At 72.5% G+C, this 17,524-nt stretch carries 15 protein-coding genes and 1 tRNA gene; 7 read left to right on the top strand and 9 right to left on the bottom strand.

Going from position 1 to position 17,524, the window contains the following annotated elements:
* Positions 1 to 2: 2 nt before the first annotated feature.
* Positions 3 to 299 carry a WhiB family transcriptional regulator gene (locus MUY14_RS39470; protein WP_247017272.1) on the bottom strand — a complete coding sequence of 99 codons (297 nt, stop codon included), beginning with the start codon at positions 297 to 299 and terminating at the stop codon, positions 3 to 5.
* A gap of 344 nt (positions 300 to 643) precedes the next feature.
* On the opposite strand from MUY14_RS39470, the gene MUY14_RS39465 reads away from it, so the two are divergent.
* On the top strand, positions 644 to 2,815 hold the full coding sequence (locus MUY14_RS39465) for a transglycosylase domain-containing protein (protein ID WP_247017269.1): 2,172 nt from the start codon (positions 644 to 646) through the stop codon (positions 2,813 to 2,815).
* Between the two features lie 42 nt (positions 2,816 to 2,857).
* On the opposite strand, the gene MUY14_RS39460 is transcribed toward MUY14_RS39465, so the two are convergent.
* A complete protein-coding gene (locus tag MUY14_RS39460) occupies positions 2,858 to 4,678 on the bottom strand; it encodes a serine/threonine-protein kinase (protein ID WP_247017267.1) in 1,821 nt (606 codons plus the stop codon).
* A gap of 117 nt (positions 4,679 to 4,795) precedes the next feature.
* Here MUY14_RS39460 and MUY14_RS39455 point away from each other — a divergent pair, with 117 nt between their 5' ends.
* On the top strand, positions 4,796 to 5,776 hold the full coding sequence (locus MUY14_RS39455) for a metallophosphoesterase (protein ID WP_247017265.1): 981 nt from the start codon (positions 4,796 to 4,798) through the stop codon (positions 5,774 to 5,776).
* Positions 5,777 to 5,805: 29 nt separating this feature from the next.
* Positions 5,806 to 5,879: transfer RNA gene (locus tag MUY14_RS39450), tRNA-Pro, on the top strand.
* A 41-nt stretch (positions 5,880 to 5,920) separates the two neighbouring features.
* Here the strand turns inward: MUY14_RS39450 and MUY14_RS39445 are convergent.
* Complete coding sequence (locus MUY14_RS39445) at positions 5,921 to 6,685, bottom strand: class I SAM-dependent methyltransferase (protein WP_247017263.1); 765 nt, start codon at positions 6,683 to 6,685, stop codon at positions 5,921 to 5,923.
* A 39-nt stretch (positions 6,686 to 6,724) separates the two neighbouring features.
* Between MUY14_RS39445 and MUY14_RS39440 the strand changes: the two genes are divergently transcribed.
* Positions 6,725 to 8,575: a prolyl oligopeptidase family serine peptidase gene (locus tag MUY14_RS39440; RefSeq protein WP_247017261.1), complete on the top strand. Its 1,851-nt coding sequence runs from the start codon at positions 6,725 to 6,727 to the stop codon at positions 8,573 to 8,575.
* Between the two features lie 68 nt (positions 8,576 to 8,643).
* Here MUY14_RS39440 and MUY14_RS39435 read toward each other — a convergent pair whose 3' ends face one another.
* The 6 genes from MUY14_RS39435 to MUY14_RS39410 are packed head-to-tail and all read right to left on the bottom strand — an operon-like array spanning position 8,644 to position 13,685.
* The gene (locus tag MUY14_RS39435; RefSeq protein WP_247017259.1) at positions 8,644 to 8,829 is read right to left on the bottom strand and encodes a tautomerase family protein; all 186 of its coding nucleotides are present in this window, start codon (positions 8,827 to 8,829) and stop codon (positions 8,644 to 8,646) included.
* A gap of 9 nt (positions 8,830 to 8,838) precedes the next feature.
* Complete coding sequence (locus MUY14_RS39430) at positions 8,839 to 9,861, bottom strand: GNAT family N-acetyltransferase (protein ID WP_247017257.1); 1,023 nt, start codon at positions 9,859 to 9,861, stop codon at positions 8,839 to 8,841.
* The gene (locus MUY14_RS39425; RefSeq protein WP_247017255.1) at positions 9,855 to 10,898 is read right to left on the bottom strand and encodes a GNAT family N-acetyltransferase; all 1,044 of its coding nucleotides are present in this window, start codon (positions 10,896 to 10,898) and stop codon (positions 9,855 to 9,857) included. Before MUY14_RS39425 ends, MUY14_RS39430 begins: the two co-directional genes overlap by 7 nt.
* Positions 10,895 to 11,926: a hypothetical protein gene (locus MUY14_RS39420; protein WP_396126878.1), complete on the bottom strand. Its 1,032-nt coding sequence runs from the start codon at positions 11,924 to 11,926 to the stop codon at positions 10,895 to 10,897. Before MUY14_RS39420 ends, MUY14_RS39425 begins: the two co-directional genes overlap by 4 nt.
* Before the next feature lie 23 nt (positions 11,927 to 11,949).
* The gene (locus tag MUY14_RS39415; protein ID WP_247017250.1) at positions 11,950 to 12,981 is read right to left on the bottom strand and encodes a GNAT family N-acetyltransferase; all 1,032 of its coding nucleotides are present in this window, start codon (positions 12,979 to 12,981) and stop codon (positions 11,950 to 11,952) included.
* Complete coding sequence (locus MUY14_RS39410) at positions 12,978 to 13,685, bottom strand: hypothetical protein (protein WP_247025464.1); 708 nt, start codon at positions 13,683 to 13,685, stop codon at positions 12,978 to 12,980. Before MUY14_RS39410 ends, MUY14_RS39415 begins: the two co-directional genes overlap by 4 nt.
* A 324-nt stretch (positions 13,686 to 14,009) precedes the next feature.
* Here MUY14_RS39410 and MUY14_RS39405 point away from each other — a divergent pair, with 324 nt between their 5' ends.
* From MUY14_RS39405 to MUY14_RS39395, 3 genes are read left to right on the top strand one after another with little or no spacing between them, the layout of a single operon-like run.
* The gene (locus tag MUY14_RS39405) at positions 14,010 to 15,020 is read left to right on the top strand and encodes a glycosyltransferase family 2 protein (RefSeq protein ID WP_247017248.1); all 1,011 of its coding nucleotides are present in this window, start codon (positions 14,010 to 14,012) and stop codon (positions 15,018 to 15,020) included.
* A complete protein-coding gene (locus MUY14_RS39400) occupies positions 15,017 to 16,258 on the top strand; it encodes an ATP-grasp domain-containing protein (RefSeq protein ID WP_247017246.1) in 1,242 nt (413 codons plus the stop codon). Before MUY14_RS39405 ends, MUY14_RS39400 begins: the two co-directional genes overlap by 4 nt.
* Complete coding sequence (locus tag MUY14_RS39395) at positions 16,255 to 17,508, top strand: hypothetical protein (RefSeq protein ID WP_247017244.1); 1,254 nt, start codon at positions 16,255 to 16,257, stop codon at positions 17,506 to 17,508. Before MUY14_RS39400 ends, MUY14_RS39395 begins: the two co-directional genes overlap by 4 nt.
* The last annotated feature ends 16 nt before the right edge of the window (positions 17,509 to 17,524 follow it).

The following is a 17,524-nucleotide window of genomic DNA, read 5'->3' as shown; positions in this document are numbered from 1 at the left end:
GCTCAGCCGACTTCGACCCGCTCCAGTGCGTTGCGCTTGGCCGCTTCCAGCAGTTCGGCCCAGCTCTCCACGTCGGGGCGGCGGCGCAGCAACGCCCGCCGTTCCCGTTCGGTCATGCCACCCCAGACCCCGAAGTTGATGCGGCCGTCGAGTGCTTCGGCGAGGCATTCCGTGCGGACCGGGCAGCCCAGGCACACGGCCTTGGCCCGGTTCTGCTCGGCACCCCGGACGAACAGGCCGTCCGGATCGGCGTCCCGGCAGGACGCGTTGATTCGCCAGCTCGACTGGTTGGTTTCCATACCCCCAGCTCCCTACCCTGGTGATCGACGCACCAGCGGGGAAAGGCACTGCGCTCCTTGCCCCCGCGAGCGTGTCTCCCTCAGCTCACGTCGGTTACCCGGGCACCTCCCCGGTGCCGGTGCCGCCGAACGGAGCAGGCGAGCTCCCACTCGCGTTGATCCATCCGACGGCTTTTCTTCGTGAGACGTTGACGGACTGTAGGGGCCCTCGGTTCCCCCCGTCGAGACCTAGAATGCCTTCCGTTACCAGAAGTCACCGAAGGGGGTCGGTTTTGTCACTGATTTCACACTTGCGGAGACAGGGCGTCACCGTCGCCTGAGTCGTTCCGGGTAGCCTGGCCCTCGTGCGAAAAGCGGACGGTTTGTTCAAGCTCATCGGCCTCTGCCTGCTCGCCGGGGTGCTCGTCGCCGGCATGCTCTTCCCGGTCGTGGGGGCCGCCGGTGTCATGTCCAACCAGGCCAGCGAGACGGTGGAGAAGACTTCGTCGGACCTCGCCGACATCCCGCCGCCGCTGGTGACGACCGTCACCGACAGCACCGGCAAGCCGATCGCGACCCTCTACGACCAGTACCGGCTGCCGATCACGCCGGACCAGATCAACGAGGCCATGAAGTGGGCCCTGGTCTCCGTCGAGGACAAGCGGTTCTACGACCACCACGGCGTCGACTGGCAGGGCACCCTGCGCGCGGCCGTCAGCAACACCACCGGCGCGGACACGCAGGGCGCGTCGACGCTGACCCAGCAGTACACGAAGAACTACCTGATCAACGTCGTCTACCGGAACGACCCGGTCGGCCAGAAGAAGGCCCAGGAGCAGTCGATCGCCCGCAAGCTCAAGGAAGCGCGGATCGCGATCCAGCTCGAGACGAAGCTTTCCAAGCAGCAGATCCTCGCGGGCTACCTCAACATCGTCGAGTTCTCCCGGCAGATCTACGGCATCGGCGCCGCCGCGCACGCGTACTTCAACACCACGCCGGAGAAGCTGACCGTGCCGCAGGCCGCGCTGCTGGCCGGGCTGGTGAACAACCCGATCAACAACGACCCGTGGAAGCACGCGGACAAGGCGACCGCGCGCCGCAACCTCGTCCTCGACCGCATGGTGGAGAACAAGAAGCTGGCGAAGACCGACGCCGACCGCTTCAAGGGCGAGCCGCTGGGCGTCGTGCCGGACTTCCCGGCGAAGCCGCCGGCCAACTGCATCGGCGCGGGCCCGGAGTCCGGCTTCTTCTGCCAGTACGTCGAGGACTACCTGCTCAAGTCCGGGATGACGAAGGACCAGCTCTACACCGGCGGCTACACGATCAAGAGCACGCTGGACGAGCGCGCGAACCACGAGGCGAAGGTCTCGGCCGAGGCGCAGGTCGACAAGACCCAGAAATACGTCGCGAACACGCTGTCGCTGATCAGACCGGGCAAGAACCGGCACGAGGTGGTCGCGCTGGCCGCGAACCGCGACTACGGCCAGGACCAGGACGCCGGCCAGACGACGTACGCGCTGCCCGCGGGTGTCTACAACACCGGTGGCGCCGGGTCGACGTTCAAGATCTTCACGTCGGCGGCCGTCCTCGACAAGGGCATCGCGGGGATCTACTCGCCGGTCGACATGCCGGACTCCTACACCTCGCGCGTGTTCACGACCGGCAAGGGCGGCTGCAGCACCACGCCGACCGGGAAACCGGCCACGTACTGGTACTGCGTCGGCAACGCGGGCGACTACAGCCGGGTGGGCGCCAACGCGACCCTCCAGACGGCGCTGGCGACCTCCCCGAACACCACGTTCGTGGCGCTGGAGGACCAGCTCGGCAGCACCGGTCCCGCCATCGACATGGCGAAGCGGCTCGGCCTGCGCGAGACGATGGCGAGCAACACCGGCGGCGGCCCGGTCGACCCGAACGTCAAGGGCAAGAGCCAGAGCCAGGCGGAGGCGTACGGCCCCACGCCGAACGGTCCGGGCTTGGGCGCGTTCACGCTCGGGTTCAGCCCGGTGAGCGGCCTGGAGATGGGCAACGTCGCCGCGACGATCCTCTCCGGCGGGGTCTGGTGCCCGCCGACCCCGATCGCCGGGGTGACCGACCGCAACGGCAAGCCGGTGCCGGTCAAGGAAGCACCGTGCGAGCAGGCCGTGCCCGAGGGCTTGGCGAACACCCTCGCCGTGGGCATGAGCAAGGACGACCAGCCGGGCGGCACGTCGGCCAAGGCCGCCGCCGACGTCGGCTGGGACCGCCCGATCATCGGCAAGACCGGCACGACGCAGGGCAACGTCTCGGCGGCGTTCGTCGGCGGTACCCCGCAGCTGGCGGGCGCGGCGATGACGTTCAAGTTCGGCGGCGGGCAGGGCGGCATCTGCGACGCCGGCCCGGGCAACGTCCGGGTCTGCGGCGGCGGCGGGAACATCTTCGGCGGCAAGGCCCCGGCCCGCACCTGGTTCGGCGCGATGAAGAACATCATGGACGCGAGCCAGCCGAGGATGGAGCTACCGCCACCGGACCCGAAGTACATGGGCGGCGGCCGGTAGCCAGGACGAGGAGAAGGGCCCGCGGGGAACCGCGGGCCCTCTTCAGTTCTTGGGCATCTCCGACAGGACTTCCGTGTTCCACCACTGGTAGAGCTTGTCCAGCTCGTCGTTGTCGGTCACCTTGGTGGAGAGCAGGATCCCCGCCACGAGGGTCTTCTTCTCCGTCCACACCAGCTGCGCCGGGTCGCCGAGGAAGCAGGTCAGGAACTCGCCCGGGACCGGGTTCGGGACCTCCGCGCGGTAGTACGTGCCCCAGATCTTCGGGTGCGTGTCCGGCCGGCACGCGCCGTGAGCGTCGTCGCGGGTGAGTCCCTGGGTCTTCACGATGTCCTGGAAGAACGCGTCCATCGCCGCCGCGTCCGGGAAGCGCACGAACTTCGCCCCGGTCGGCTGCTGGAACACCACGTTGCCGATCTTGACGTCGCCGACGTTCGAGTCCGTGCACTCCGCCGCCGCTGCCGTGCCGGCCGGCGCCGCCGCGGGCACGCACGTGTACCCCTTGTAGACCGCGGGGAGCGCGTCGAACAGCTTGGTGTCGGGCGCGCTCTTCGATTCCGAAGTGGACGGTGCGGTCTCCGGGCTCTTCTCCGGCGTCGGCGAGGGCGAGGGCGGTGGCGTCGAGACGACGGTCTTCGGGGTGATCGGGCCGGGGCTCGCCGTGTTCCCCTTGTCGCCGTTGGTCACGACGTAGGTGATCACCAGTGCGACCACTACGACGCCGGCCAGCGCGGCGCACAACGCGATCCAGCGGTTCCGCTGCGACTTCGGCGGCGCGGCCGGGCCGACCTTGCCCGCCGGGCCGGTGAACCGGACGGGCTGCGGGCCGGTCGGCGGGCCCGGGTGGGGACCGGTCGGCGGGCCGGCGTACGGCCCGGTCACCGGGGCGGCCATCGGGACCGGCCCGGACGGCGGGTTCAGCGGGCCGGAGAACGTCGGCGGCGGCGCGGCCAGCGTGGGCCGCGGCGGGGTCGGCGGACCCGGCACGGCCATCGGGCCCACCGGACCGACCGGGCCCGGCAGGGTCTTCTGCCACGTCGGGGCCGGCGGCGCCGGCGCGGTCACCGCCGCGCGGACGGCGTCGGCGAACGCCTTCGCCGTCGGGTAGCGGGCGGCCGGCTCCTTCGCCATCCCGTGCGCCACCACGGCGTCCAGCGCGGCCGGCAGGCCCGGGCGCACCTGTGACGGCACTGGCGGCGGCGCGGTCAGGTGCGCGCCCATCTGCGCGGCCGCGCCCTCGCCCAAGAACGGCCGGCGGCCGGTGACGCACTCGAAGAACACGCACGCGAGCGCGTAGACGTCGACCAGGCCGGTGATCGGGGCGTCGCCGAAGCGTTCGGGCGCCATGTAGTCGAGCGTGCCGATCACGTTGCCGGTGCCGGTGATCGACGTGCCCTCGGCGGTCATCGACCGCGCGATGCCGAAGTCCACGAGGTACACGAAATCGGCGCTCGTCACGAGCACGTTGGACGGCTTGACGTCCCGGTGCACCAGGCCGTCTTCGTGGGCGGCGTCGAGCGCGCCCGCGACCTGCTCGACGATCCCGGCGGCCCGCTCGGGCGTGAGCGGCCCGTCCTCGAGCAGTTCCTTGAGGTCCTTGCCTTCGACCAGGCGCATGTCGAGGTAGAGGCGGCCGTCGATCTCGCCGTAGGCGTGGATCGGGATGACGTGCGGCTCCCGCAGCCGCGCCACGATCTGCGACTCGCGCCGGAACCGCGCGCGGAAGGCTTCGTCGCCCGCGTTCGGACCGGACAGCAGCTTCAGCGCGACCACGCGGTCGTGCGCGGTGTCGTAGGCGCGGTGGACCTCGCCCATTCCCCCTCGGCCGAGCAGGCCTTCGATCTTGTACGGCCCGAACTGCTCCATCGTTCTCCCCAACCCCCCGGCTGGTCACCCTTGTACGGGCCGACGCAGATGCTAATCGGCAGGTTCCCCAGAACGGCGGCGAGTTCATCCAACCGTTGAGCACGTATCCTGGAGCCCGTGAGCACGCTCAGTAACACAAGCACGTCGGGGGCGACCGCGAAGCGCCTCGCCGCGGGGACGGTGGCGCTCGGCGTCGCGACCCTCGGTTACGCCGTCGGCATCGAACGGCGCCACTGGACCCTGCGCACCGCCGAGCTCCCGGTGCTCGCGCCGGGCTCGCGGCCGTTCACCGTCCTGCACGTCTCGGACCTGCACATGCTGCCGGGCCACCGCAGCAAGCAGCGCTGGGTCGCCGCGCTCGACGAGCTGAACCCCGACCTCGTCGTCAACACCGGGGACAACCTGTCGCACCGGACGGCCGTGCCGTCCGTGCTGCGCGCGCTGGGCCCGCTGCTCGACCGGCCGGGGGTGTTCGTCTTCGGGAGCAACGACTACTACGCGCCCAAGCCGAAGAACCCGGCCCGGTACCTGATGCCGCGGGGTAAGAAGAAGCGCATCCACGGCGTCCAGCTGCCCTGGCGCGACCTGCGCGCGGCCTTCGTCGAGCACGGCTGGACCGACCTGACGCACGTCCGCCGCACCGTCGACGTCGGCGGGCAGGCCGTGTTCGCGGCCGGCGTCGACGACCCGCACCTGCGCCGCGACCGCTACCCCGACATCGCTGGCCCGGCCGACCGCACCGCCGCCGTCCGCATCGGCGTGACGCACTCGCCGGAGCCGCGGGTCCTCGACACGTTCGCCACGGACGGTTACGACCTCGTGCTGGCGGGCCACACCCACGGCGGCCAGCTGCGGCTCCCGGGTTACGGTGCCATCGTCACCAACTGTGACCTGGATCGCAGTCGCGCGCGGGGTGCTTCGCGGTGGGGCGCGCAGATGTGGCTGCACGTCTCGGCCGGCCTGGGGACGTCGCCGTGGGCGCCGGCCCGGTTCGCCTGCCCGCCGGAAGCGAGCCTGTTGACGCTGGTCCCGCGTGGATCGGAGCCCGCGAAGCCCCGAAAGCTGGCCCCGCGGAAAGCCCGAAACACCGTCCGCTAGACTTCTCCACGACCCGTTAAGCAGTACCTCGGGGTGTGGCGCAGCTTGGTAGCGTGCCTCGTTCGGGTCGAGGAGGTCGTGGGTTCGAATCCCGCCACCCCGACGAGTAAGAGCCGGTGTCTTCGGACACCGGCTCTTCTGGTTTCAGCGGGTCGCCGTCACTTCGACCCAGCACTGGCTGAAGTCGCCGTCCCCGCCGCGGGTCCACACCGACGCCGAACGCGCCGCGCTCGCCAGCTGGTCGCGGTCGCGGCCCTCCCCCTCGAGCGCCGCTTCCAACCGGGACTCCACGTACTTCGCCAGGTCCCGGTAGCTCATGTCCGAGCGGTAGCGGGCTCTCGACACGATCTCCGTGAACCCCGCCGACGCGCACTGCTCGGCGATCACCCGGCCCGCGAACGGGTTGCCGCCCGCCTGGCGGCGCAGCAGGTAGTGCCCACGCAGGGCCGCGTCGACGTTCGCCGTCTTCGGGCGCAGGCGCGCCTTGCTCCAGTCCGAAGTGGACAGCGCCAGGCGACCGCCGGGGCGAAGCACGCGACGCAGTTCCGCGAGCGCGTCCAGCGGAGCGGCCAAGTGCTCGAACAAGGCGTGCGAGAAAGCCACGTCCACACTCGCGTCAGCGAACGGCAGGTCGTACGCCGACGCCACCAGGTAGTCCACTGTGGACCTTCCGGCGCGGCGGGCGGCGGCCCGGGCGAGCTCGACCTGACCGGCGTCGAGGTCCACCCCCGTGACGCGGGACTCCGCCGCCAGGCCGAGCGTGATCGAGCCCGGGCCGCAGCCGAGGTCGACCACCCACGTGCCCGGGGCGAACAGGGGCTGGGCGAACGCCGCGCGCTCGGCAGCCGTGCGCGCGGACATCATCGAAACCGCGTCTCGCCCGTAGCCCGGCGCGTAACCCTCCAGCACCCCGCACACAGTACGGCCAGAAGGTGGCAGGATCGAGGGGTGAGCACGCAGTCAGCGAACCAATATCCGCCCGCGGTGGTCCCGGACCGGCTGTTCGACGACGCCGAAGCCGAGAACCGCTGGCGCGCCCGCTTCCACGCGCCGCGCATCTCCACGCCCGACTGGGCCCGCGACGCGCCCGACGCCAACATCTACGTGTCCAATTCCAGTGGCGTCTGGGAGGTCTACGCCTGGAACCGCGCGACGGGCGAGCACCGCCGCGTCACCGACCGGCCCAACGGCACCCTGCACGCGACGCCGTCCCCGGACGGCGAGTGGATCTGGTGGTTCGACGACACCGACGGCGACGAGTTCGGCTCGTGGGTGCGCGAGCCGTTCGCCGCGACCGAGGGCAGCAAGCCGGAGAAGGGTGTCCCGGACGTCCACGACGGCTACCCGGCCGGGCTCGAGATCGGCGCGAAGCTCGTCGCGGTCGGCGTCTCGACCGACGACGGCAGCGAGCTGTTCGCCCGGGTCGGCGGCGAAACGCACCGCTTCTACAGCCACGCGGACGACGCCGGCATCTCCTCGCTCTCCCGCGACGAGAGCCTGATCGCGATTTCGCACTCCGAGCACGGCGATTCGCGCCACCCCGCGCTGCGGGTGCTCGCCACCGACGGCTTCGGCGTGGTCGCCGAGAAGTGGGACGGCGAAGGCAAGGGCCTGTCCGCGCTGGAGTTCTCGCCGCTGCCCGGCGACCAGCGGCTGCTCGTCCTGCACGAACGCCGTGGCCGCGAAGAACTGCTCGTCTGGGACGTCCGCGCGGACACCGAGACCGAGCTCGAGCTGGACCTGCCCGGCGAGGTCGTCGCGGGCTGGTACCCGGACGCGCGCGCCCTGCTGGTCGTGCACTTCCACGAGGGCCGCAGTTCCTTGTACCGCTACGACCTCGACACCGCCGAATTGTCCTCTGTGGACACCCCGGCCGGCCGGATCGGCGGCGCGGGCGTCCGCCCGGACGGCACGGTCGAGTACTCGTGGTCGAGCGCGGCCGAGCCCAGCGCCGTGCGCTCGCGGACCACCGACGGCGCCGACGCGATCCTGCTGGAGCCGCCGGGCGACCGGGCGCCGGGGTCGGAGCCGGTGACCGACGCGTTCGTCGAAGGCGTCGGCGGCCGGATCCACGCGCTGGTCTCGCGGCCTTCGAACGCGGCCGACGGCCCGCTGCCCACGGTGTTCTCCCTGCACGGCGGCCCGCACGCGGCGGACGAGGACCGCTTCTCGGCCTACCGCGCGACCTGGCTCGACGCCGGGTTCGCCGTGGTCGAGGTCAACTACCGCGGCTCGACCGGCTACGGCTCGGCCTGGCGCGACGCCATCGAAGGCCGGCCGGGGCTGACCGAGCTGGAAGACGTCGCTTCGGTGCACGACTGGGCTGTCCAAAGTGGACTCAGCGACCCGGCCAAGTGCGTCGTCAACGGCGCTTCCTGGGGCGGTTACCTGTCCCTGCTCGCACTCGGCACGCAGCCGGCGCGGTGGGCGGCGGGTGTCGCCGGGGTCCCGGTGGCGGACTACGTCGCCGCGTACGAAGACGAGATGGAGCAGCTGCGCTCGTTCGACCGCGCGCTGTTCGGCGGTTCGCCGGAGGACGTGCCGGCGGTGTACCGGGAGTGCTCGCCGCTCACCTACGTCGACGCCGTCACCGCGCCGGTGCTCGTGCTGGCCGGCGACAACGACCCGCGGTGCCCGATCCGCCAGATCGAGAACTACCTGAACCGGCTCGGCGGCCGCGACCTGCACCACGAGTTCTACCGCTACGACGCGGGCCACGGCTCGCTGGTGATCGCGGAGACGATCAAGCAAACGTCGATCGAGGTCCACTTCGCCCTGCGAGCCCTCAACCTGCGCTGACCCCAACCCCCGCACTTTCACGTGAAAGTGCGGGGGCCAAGGCCGCACTTTCACGTGAAAGTGCGGCTTCAGCGTTCGGAGTGCAGGACGCCGCCGGTGGCCCAGTGGTCGGCGCCGATCTCCACCAGCGTCACCTGGACGCCTTCGGGCTTGCCGCCGCACGTGCGGACGAAGGCGTCGGTCAGTTCGCGGACCAACGCGCTCTTCTGGGCGGGCGTGCGGCCGGGGAACAGGGAAACGCTGATCATGGGCATGGCGGGAAGCTAACACCAGACCGGGACGGCCGCCGCGAACTGCGGGACGAGCCGCGCGCCGAGGGTCGCCTTCATCTCCGTCATCTTCTTGCCGAACACCACCGACGCGCGCCCGTTCGCGATCGCCCAGCGCACCGCCTCGCCGTAGAAGTGGAAGTACAGGTTCGGCCGGCCGCCGTCCGAGGGCGGCAGGGCGCCCCAGTGCCGGGCGATCGGCAGGTCCGGGTGGTCGAGCAGCGTCGCCAGCGCGATCAGCCGCCCGGTCCGGGTGTCGTGGTAGGAGATCACCGAGACGTCGGGTTGCCGCAGCAGCGCCGCCAAGTAGCCGGTGAAGTGCGGCAACGGCACGATCGGCACGTCGTGGTGCTTGCGCTCGTTGTGCCGCAGCACCTCGGCGACGGCGACCGGGTCGGCGTCCTTCCCCGGCACGAACCGCACCTCGACCGACGGGTCGGCGTCGAAGGTCCGGAAGATCTTGCGCAGGTTCTGCTTCCGCTTGCGGGCCAGGGAGTTCATCCAGTCGTCGCGCGAGCCGAACGCGGCGACGTCGAGCACCGCGATGTCCTCGGTCCGGCGCACCAGCCGGAACCGGCCGTCGACGGCGGGTACACCCGGTTCGCCGACCTGCCGCACCAGCAGCCCGCGCAGGCCGCGGCCGAGTTCGGCCCGCATGGCCGGGACGTACGTCTCGAGCAGGCGCGTGACGCCGCCGTCGCCGCCCGCGTCGGCGAACCACCAGCCCGGCTGCGAACCCGCGCCGGGCCCGCGGACGTCGAGGCCGCCGACCCGGCCCCGGCCGGTGCCGGCGAACCGGTGCCGCCGCGTCCGGCCGGTGACCCACGCGGCGCTGACCACCCCGGTCGGCTCGCCGCCCTCGCGCAGCACCGTCACCGGTTGCGGGGTCCGCGCGGCCCAGGCCTGGGTCGCGAGCACCGCCCAGCTCCAGTCCGCGCGCAGGCCGGCCCGCTCGCGCAACGCCGCCCAGTACGCCGGTTCCGCGTCGTGGCGCGGGTCGAGCACGTCGATCACCACCGCGTCACCGGCCTCGGCACGACCACGCCGGTCATCGGGCTCGGGCTGAACCCCAGCGAGGCCTTGAGATCGGTGACCCCGCGGCCCAGCGACAGGAACTTCCGGTTGTTCTCGATCATGTGCCGCACTCCCCGCACGACGACGTCGAAGTAGAGGTGTTTCGGCCGGCCGCCACCGGGCGGCAGCGCGGCCCAGTGCTGGTGCAGGGGCATCACCGGGTGGTCGAGCAGGTCGGTGAAGGCGAGCAGGCGGCCCTCGGCGTCGTGGTAGGTCGTGGTGACGACGTCGGGGCGGCGGACCAGCTCGCCGAGGTACTCGGCGGTGACCGGGCCGCGCTGGTCGAACTTCACCGGCCCCTTGGTCGCGCGGTGCGCCCGCAGCATCGCCGCCAGCTCCTCGGGGTCGAGGTCGTCGCGCGCGGTGCCCTCGCGGACGACCACCCCGGGGTCGGCGGCGATCTTGCGGATCTGGCCGCGCAGGCTCGAGCGGCGGTTGCGGCTCAGCGACGCGAGCCAGTCGTCGAGGTCGCCGAAGGTGTTTTCCAGTACCAGGGCCGGCTGGATCCCCCGGACGAGCCGGCCGCGCCCGGCCACCAGCCCGGCGGTGTCCGGGGTGGCCGCGCGGTAGACCACGCCGAGGCAGCCCGGCCCGGTGCGCCGGCAGGCGGCGCGTTCGAACCGGCGCAGGATTTCGCGGCACGCGGCGGCGTCGAGCGCTTCGGCGAACAGCCACGCCGGGTAGCACGACAGCCAGGCGTGCTGGACCTCCAGCCAGCGCGGCGTCCACCGCGCGACACCGCCGACCGCGCCGGGCTCGGCCGCGCCGCCGGGGTGGCAGACCATCGCGAGCACCGCGGCGACGAGCTCGTCGCCGTCGCTGACGACGGTGAGCAGGTACGGGCTGCGCGACGGCCGCGACTCCGTGCACAGCAAGCCGTAGTCCCAGGTCAGCGGGGCTTGCTGGGCTTCGAGGAACGCGGCCCAGCCGGCGGGTTCGGGATCGGTGCGCGGGTCGAGCACCCGGACGGTCCAGGTCATCGGCCCAGCACCGGCCTCGGGACCGCCACCGAGAAGAGGCTTCGCGTGCCGAAGCCCAGCGCCTCCTTCTCCGGCAGCATCGCGCGGCCGGCGGTCAGCTCCGGCCGTCCTGAGGCGATCATGTGGGCCACGCAGCGGGCGTAGCAGTCGACATAGAGACCCTTCCGGCCGCCTTCCGCGCTCGGCAGCGCGGCCCAGTGGTGGACCGCGCACCCGCGGTCCTGGTCGATCATCGTGTTGAAGCCGAGCAACTTGCCGTCCGCGGCCCGGTAGGTCCGGGTCACGACGTCCGGACGCCGGACGAGCGCGTCGAGGTAGGCCGGCGCGATCGGGCTGCGGGTGTCCAGGTGCAGCCCGCCGACGCGGGAACGCTGGCCGCCGGCCCACGCGCGGTCGTCCTGCCGCGCGCGGTGGGCATTGAGCAGCACGGCCAGCTCGTGCGGATCGAGGTCGGTGCGCCCGGCCGCCGCTTCGGTGGCGACGTCCGGGTCCAGGTACCCGCGGACGTCCGGCGCGAGCGCCGCCGCCCATTCGTCCACAGTGGAATAGCGGTTGACGAGCACGGCGGCCGGGTCGATCTCGCGGCTGATCCGGGCCCGGCCCGCCAGCGCGGGCACCAGCTCCGGGTTCATCGCCCGGTAGACGACGCCGAGCAGGCCGGGGCCGACGTACTCACGCAATGCGCGTTCGAACTGGCGGATCGCGGTGCGCCGGTCGGTGAAGTCGTCGTCGAAGACGCACGCCGGATAGCCGCTCAGCAGCGGGAGGTAGACCTCGGCCCAGCGCGGCCGGAACCGGCCACCGGAGAGCGGGCCGAACTTGCCGGCGCCCCAGCCCCGGCACACCATCACCGACAACGCGCCGACGACGAGCGAGCCCTGGCGGACGACGGCGAGCACCGGCGGGTTCTTCGCCAGCCACGCCTCGCGGCGCAGCAGCTCGTAGTCCCACACCGGCGGCAGGCACCGGGCCCGGAACGCGGCCCAGCCCTCCGGCGGCGGATCGGTGCGGGGGTCGTGGACGTCCACCCGCGACACCGCGGTCACGGTCTTCACCGGCCCAGCACCGGCCTCGGCACGGCGGCCGTGTAGACCGGCCGGGGCCGGAACCCCAGCTCCTGCTTCAGCTCGATCATGCCGCGCCCCGCGGACAGCTCCCGGGCGCCGCGCTTCGCGGTGAAGCGCACCGCGCGCACGTAGGAGTCGAAGTACAGCCACTTCTTCCCGCCCGCGGCCGGCGGCAGCGCCGCCCAGTGCTGCAGGACGGGGGTGTCCGGGTGGTCGAGCATGGTCTGTACGGCGAGCAGCTGCCCGCCGGTGCCGGTGTAAGTCAGGGTGTGCACGTCCGGCCGCCGGACGAACCGGTCGAGGAACCCCGCCGACGGCGGCGTGCGGGTGTCCAGCGCCAGCCGCCCGTACCGCTCGCGGTGCGCCTGGATCAACCCGGCCAGCTCGGCGCCGTCGAGGTCGGTGCGCCCCGCGCCGCCGCGGATCACCAGCGACGGGTCTTCGGCGAGCCGGCGCCGCTGCCGCCGCAGCCCCGCCCGCCGCGACTTCGACAGCGACGCGATCCAGTCCTCCTCGGACTCGAACCGGTTCTCCAGCACCGCCACCGGATCCACGCGCTTGACGAGCCGGCCGCGGCCGGCGAGGCCGGTGGCGAGCTCCTCGCCGAGCGCGCGGTGGACGACACCGAGCAGGCCCGGCCCGAGGTGGCGGCCCAGCTCCCGCTCGAACTCCCGCACCAGCGCCGCGTGGTCGCGCACCCCGGGCGCGAACGCGATCCCGGGGTAGCCGCTGAGCCACGGCTGGCAGACCTCGGCCCAGAACGGCCGCAGCAAGCGCTTCCCGGGCCGCGGCGCGAACCGCGGGGCCAGCCGGGGACGGCAGACCAGCACGGACACCGCGGCGACGAGCGCGTCGCCGTCGGCCGCGACGACCAGCAGCTGCGGGTTGCGGGCACCCCAGGCTTCGAGACCCATCACGCCGTAGTCCCACACCGGGTGCAGCCGGGCGGCCCGCGAAAACTCCGCCCACCCCGCGGGCGCCGGGTCGGCGCGGGGGTCGTGGAACGTGAACCTCATGCCAGGACGACCGGGGTGCCGTGCCGGGGGCAGAACGCGATCTCGCCGCGCACCCCGCCGGCCGGGACGACGTCGACGAACCGCGGGGAAGCCTGGCGCAGCAACGTGAACGCGAGCCCGGCGGCGGTCGGGCGCGCGTAGACGTGCGGCCAGTCGAGGTGCCACCGCCCGCAGTCGCCCAAGGCGCCGAGGTACCCGAGCACCGGGTCGTGCAGCACGCCGTACGGGCCGGCGTCCAGCGAATCGAGTTCGCGGTGCGGCACGGCCTCGACGCGGTGGTCCTCGGCGAACGCCGCGATCGCCTTGTCGTCACCGACGGCGAGCACGCGGCGCCCGCGGTCCAGCACGGCCGCGACTTCGCGCAGCACCGAGGCGCTCGGCGCGTCCGGATCGGCGACGCAGCCCCGCACCCCCTTCGGCAGGTCCGACGGCGGCCGCAGGTCGTCGGGTCCGAGCACCACGACCAGGCTGCCGGGGTCCGGCCGGCGAGCCGTCCGCAGCACCCGCCCGAGCCCGCGCGCCGGCTCGGGCCGCCGGGCGCCGCCGGCGAGCGGGACGAGGTCGACCAGTTTGTGCACCGCTTCCGCGAGGGGTACCGCGCCGCCGTTCGTCCCGGTGCGCCCGGGCACCACGACCGGGTCCTCCCGGCCGTCGAGCGCCCAGCGCTCGCGGTAGAACGGCACCGTCGCGAACGCCGAGCGCACCGCCCGCGCGTAGGCAGCGCGCCACACGACCCCCGCCCCCAGATTCCACATGGCCGGGGAGTCTGCGCCACCGACCGGCCCGCGGGGAAGGACTTGGCCGCCAGGTCACCCCGAATGCCGGATGGGTTACTACTTTGGTCTGGGTCTGAACGGAGGAATTCGCCGAAGTACCGTCGCCGTTCACCGATCCGTCTGCTTATAACTCCCGCCACACCGCAATCGGCAAGCGGCCTTATCGGATCCGGCTGGGGGATTCATGATCACCATTCGCACTGTCGGTGACCGCGCGGACACGAATTCGACACACGTACCTGAGCAGCACAGATGACGACCCCTTTCCCGGGGCCGGCCCACAGTGGACTCACCGTAGTCATTCCGTGCTTCAACGAAGTCGAGAACGTCGAACCGTCCTATCGGGAAATAACCAACGAACTAGGCCACTACTCACTGGAATTGTTTTACGTCGATGACGGGAGCGTCGACGGAACACTGGACAAGATCCGCGCACTCGCGGCCGCCGACCCGCGCGTGCGGTATTTGTCCTTTTCTCGGAACTTCGGTTTCGAAGCCGCATTCTCGGCGGGCTACCGCTACGCGGCGCAACCGTGGATCCTGCACGTCGACGCCGACCAGCAGTTCCCCGCCGCCGAAGCGGAGAAGCTCGTCGCGGCGGCGGAGCTGGGCAACGACGCGGTCTTCGGCGTCCGCACCAACCGCCAGGACCCGCGGCTGCGACGGTGGGGCACCGCCGCGTTCCACTTCCTCGGCCGGCGCGTCCTGCGGATCGAGATCCCGCCGGGCGCCACGGCGTTTCGGCTGGTCCGCGCGGAACTGGCCCGCAAGATCGTCGACCTGCGGCTCGGCACGCCGTACTTCCTGGCCACGGTCCCCCGGCTGACCAGCCGGTACACCTGCGTCCAGGTCGCGCACCGGGCCCGCGAGCGCGGCGAGTCCAAAGTGGGCTTCGGGTTCCTGGCATCGCACGCCATCGAACTCTTCGTCGGGTTCACCCGGCGGCTCACGACCGCGGCGTCCGCGACGGCGTTGCTGGCCGCGGGGATCGCGGTGCTCGCCGGCGGCGCGGCGGCGTTCGGCCTGCTCGGCGCGGGGGTCACGGCCACGCTGCTGTTCGCGCTGCTCGCGGTGCTGCTGCTGGTGGCGTCGCTGACCGTGCGCTACCTCGTCGTGGTCGGCGCGGGCCAGCCGAGGCCGCGGCAGTTCTACATCCGGGAAGCGAACGTCGTCGTCGACGCCGAGGACCGGCTCTTCACCCCGGCGGACCCGGCGGGTCCCCGGCTCATCGATGTGCACCTGGGGAAAGGCGTTTCGGCGTGACGAGTTCGAAGAAGGACCCCGCGAGAACCCTGGTGATCCTGGGGGGCGCGGACGGTTCGGTCAGCACCTACGAGCGGGCGCGGGAGCTGGGGTTCCGCACGATCTGCGTCGACGTCCGGCCGGGCGCACCGGCAGTGGCGTACGCGGACGAGTTCCTGCAGGTCAGCGTGCGCGCACCGGAGCAGATCGCGGCGGCGCTGGAGGGCCGCCGCGACCTCGCGGGGGTGCTCTGCCCGGCCAGCGACGTCGGCCTGCCGGCGCTGGCGTGGCTGACCCGCCACTGGGGCATGCCGGACCCGCTGCCGCAGTACGCGGTGGCCGCGTCGACGGACAAGTCGGTGTTCCGCGCGCTGTGCGACCACCTGGGCCTGCCGAGCTACCGCAGCGTCGACGGCCGCCCGGGGCCGGAGCTCATCCACGCCGCCCAGCAGCTGCGCTTCCCGACGCTGGTCAAGCCGGTCGACTCTTCGGGCAGCCGCGGGGTCGTCTCCTGCCCGGGTCCGGGCCGGCTGACCAGGGCGTTCACCGAGTCGCTCGCGTTCTCGCCGTCCGGCCGCCTGGTCGTGGAGGAGCACCTCGACGGCTCGCACTTCACCATCGAGGCGCTGGTCGTCGACGGGCGAATCGTCTTCCACGCCGTGACCGAGCGGGTGCTCACGCCGCCGCCGTTCTTCGTGACGTCGTCGCACCTGCTGCCCGCCGAGCTGCCCGCCGACGTCGAGCTGAGCCTGATCGAAGCCCTCGACCAGATCTGCACCGAGCTCGGCTACCGGACGGGACCGCTGACGCTCGACGCCGTGCTCGGCCGGGACGGGCGGCTCTACCTCATCGAGATGGGCGCCCGGATGGGCGGCAACGGGCTGGCGGAAGCGATCGCGCACTGCCACGGCGCCGACCTGATCGGCGCCGGGATCGCCGCCGCCACCGGCGACGAGGTGCGGCTGGACCTGCACCAGCCGAAGCCGACGCTGGTGCACATCCTGGCGTCCGACCGCGGCGGTCACCTGTCCCGGGTGGACGGTGTCGCGGACGTGCGCGCGCTGCCCGGGCTGGTCGGCCTGCACCTGTTCGCCGACGAGGGCTCGTTCGTCCGGCCCTACGAGCAGGCCGGGCACAAGCTCGGGTACGTCGTGCTCACGGCCGGGTCGGTGCCGGAACTGCTGTCCGCGGAGAACGCCGTGCGCGGCACGCTGAAGTTCCTGCTGAGCGACCAGGACATGGCGGTACCCCTGCCGTGACGGGTCCTCCCTCGGTCAGCACCGCCCCGGCCGTGGCGCCGCCGCGGCCGGCGGTGGTGCTGCGCCTGCTCGCCGGCCGGGGCGTGTTCCGGCTTTCGGTGCAGGTGATGGGGCTGGTCCTGATCACGGCGTGGGGCGCCCGCGACTACGGGCGTTTCGCGAACGCGCTCGGCCTGATGACCTGGCTGAACTTCGTGCCGGCCGCGGCGGAGAAGTCGGCGTTGAAGAGCCTGCCGCGGCTGCACCGGACCCGGGACGCCGTCGCGGCGCTCGCGGTCCGGCTGGCCGCGGTGCCGGTGCTGGCCGTGCTGGCCGCGACCGCCGTCGCGCTGGTGGTGGCCCCGCGGTCGGACGCGGCGCTGTACCTGACGGCGGCGGCCTGGTCGATCTCCGGCGGGCTGCTGATGACGGTGTCCGGCCTGCACCGGCTGCGCGACAAGTCCACTTTGGACGCCTTGGCGTTCGCCGCCGGCTCGGTCGTGGTCGGCGTCGTGACGTGCGTGACGTGGGCGGTGGGCTGGCCACCCGAGACGCACCTGGCGTTGCTGCTGGGCGGGATCCTCGTCATCCTCGGCGCTTCGGTCGCCCTGCTGCCCCGGCCGTGGCTGCGCGGGGGCCGGGTGCCGGGGCACCGGCTGCTGCCCGCGTTCGGCCGCAGCACCGTCCTGCTCGGCCTGACCGAGCTGCTCGACGTCATCTCGACGTCGGTCGTGTTCGCGGTGCTCGCGCTGTCCGGCCGGACCACCGACAGCGGCCCGTTCTACCTGGCGCTGCTGGTGTCGAGCGCGTTCTGCTCGCTGCTGTACTACCAGCTCAAGCTGCACCAGCCGGCGGCGTCGCGGCGGATGCGCGGCACGGGCGCGGCGGCCGGGCGGGCGCGGGCGGTCGCGCTGCTGCGGCTGGTCGAACGCGCCGGGATCGCGGTGGTCGTCCTGCTCGGCGCGGGTCTCGCCATCCCCGGGACCCGCGCCTCGCTCACGGCCGAGGACGCGTACGTCGTCCTCGGGCTGCTCGTGCTCGTCGAGACCGCGCTGTACGCGACCGGGCTGTACGCGGGCTTCCTCATCGAAAACACCAACAGCAAGGTGCTGACGCTGACGTCCGGCACCGCCGTCGTCTCGCTCGTCGCCACCGCCGCCGCGGCGGCACTGCTCGTCCCCGTCCTCGGGCCGGTCGGCGGGTTCGCCGCACTCGTCTTCGCGCTCGCGGTGAAGGCGGCAGTCCTGCGGCGCCTGGTCCGCCGATTCTGAACCACTGGGAGAAATC

Source organism: Amycolatopsis sp. FBCC-B4732, from assembly GCF_023008405.1.
Taxonomy (GTDB): domain Bacteria; phylum Actinomycetota; class Actinomycetes; order Mycobacteriales; family Pseudonocardiaceae; genus Amycolatopsis; species Amycolatopsis pretoriensis_A.
Note: the sequence above shows the minus strand (reverse complement) of the source record. Positions and strands in the feature narration are given on the sequence as shown.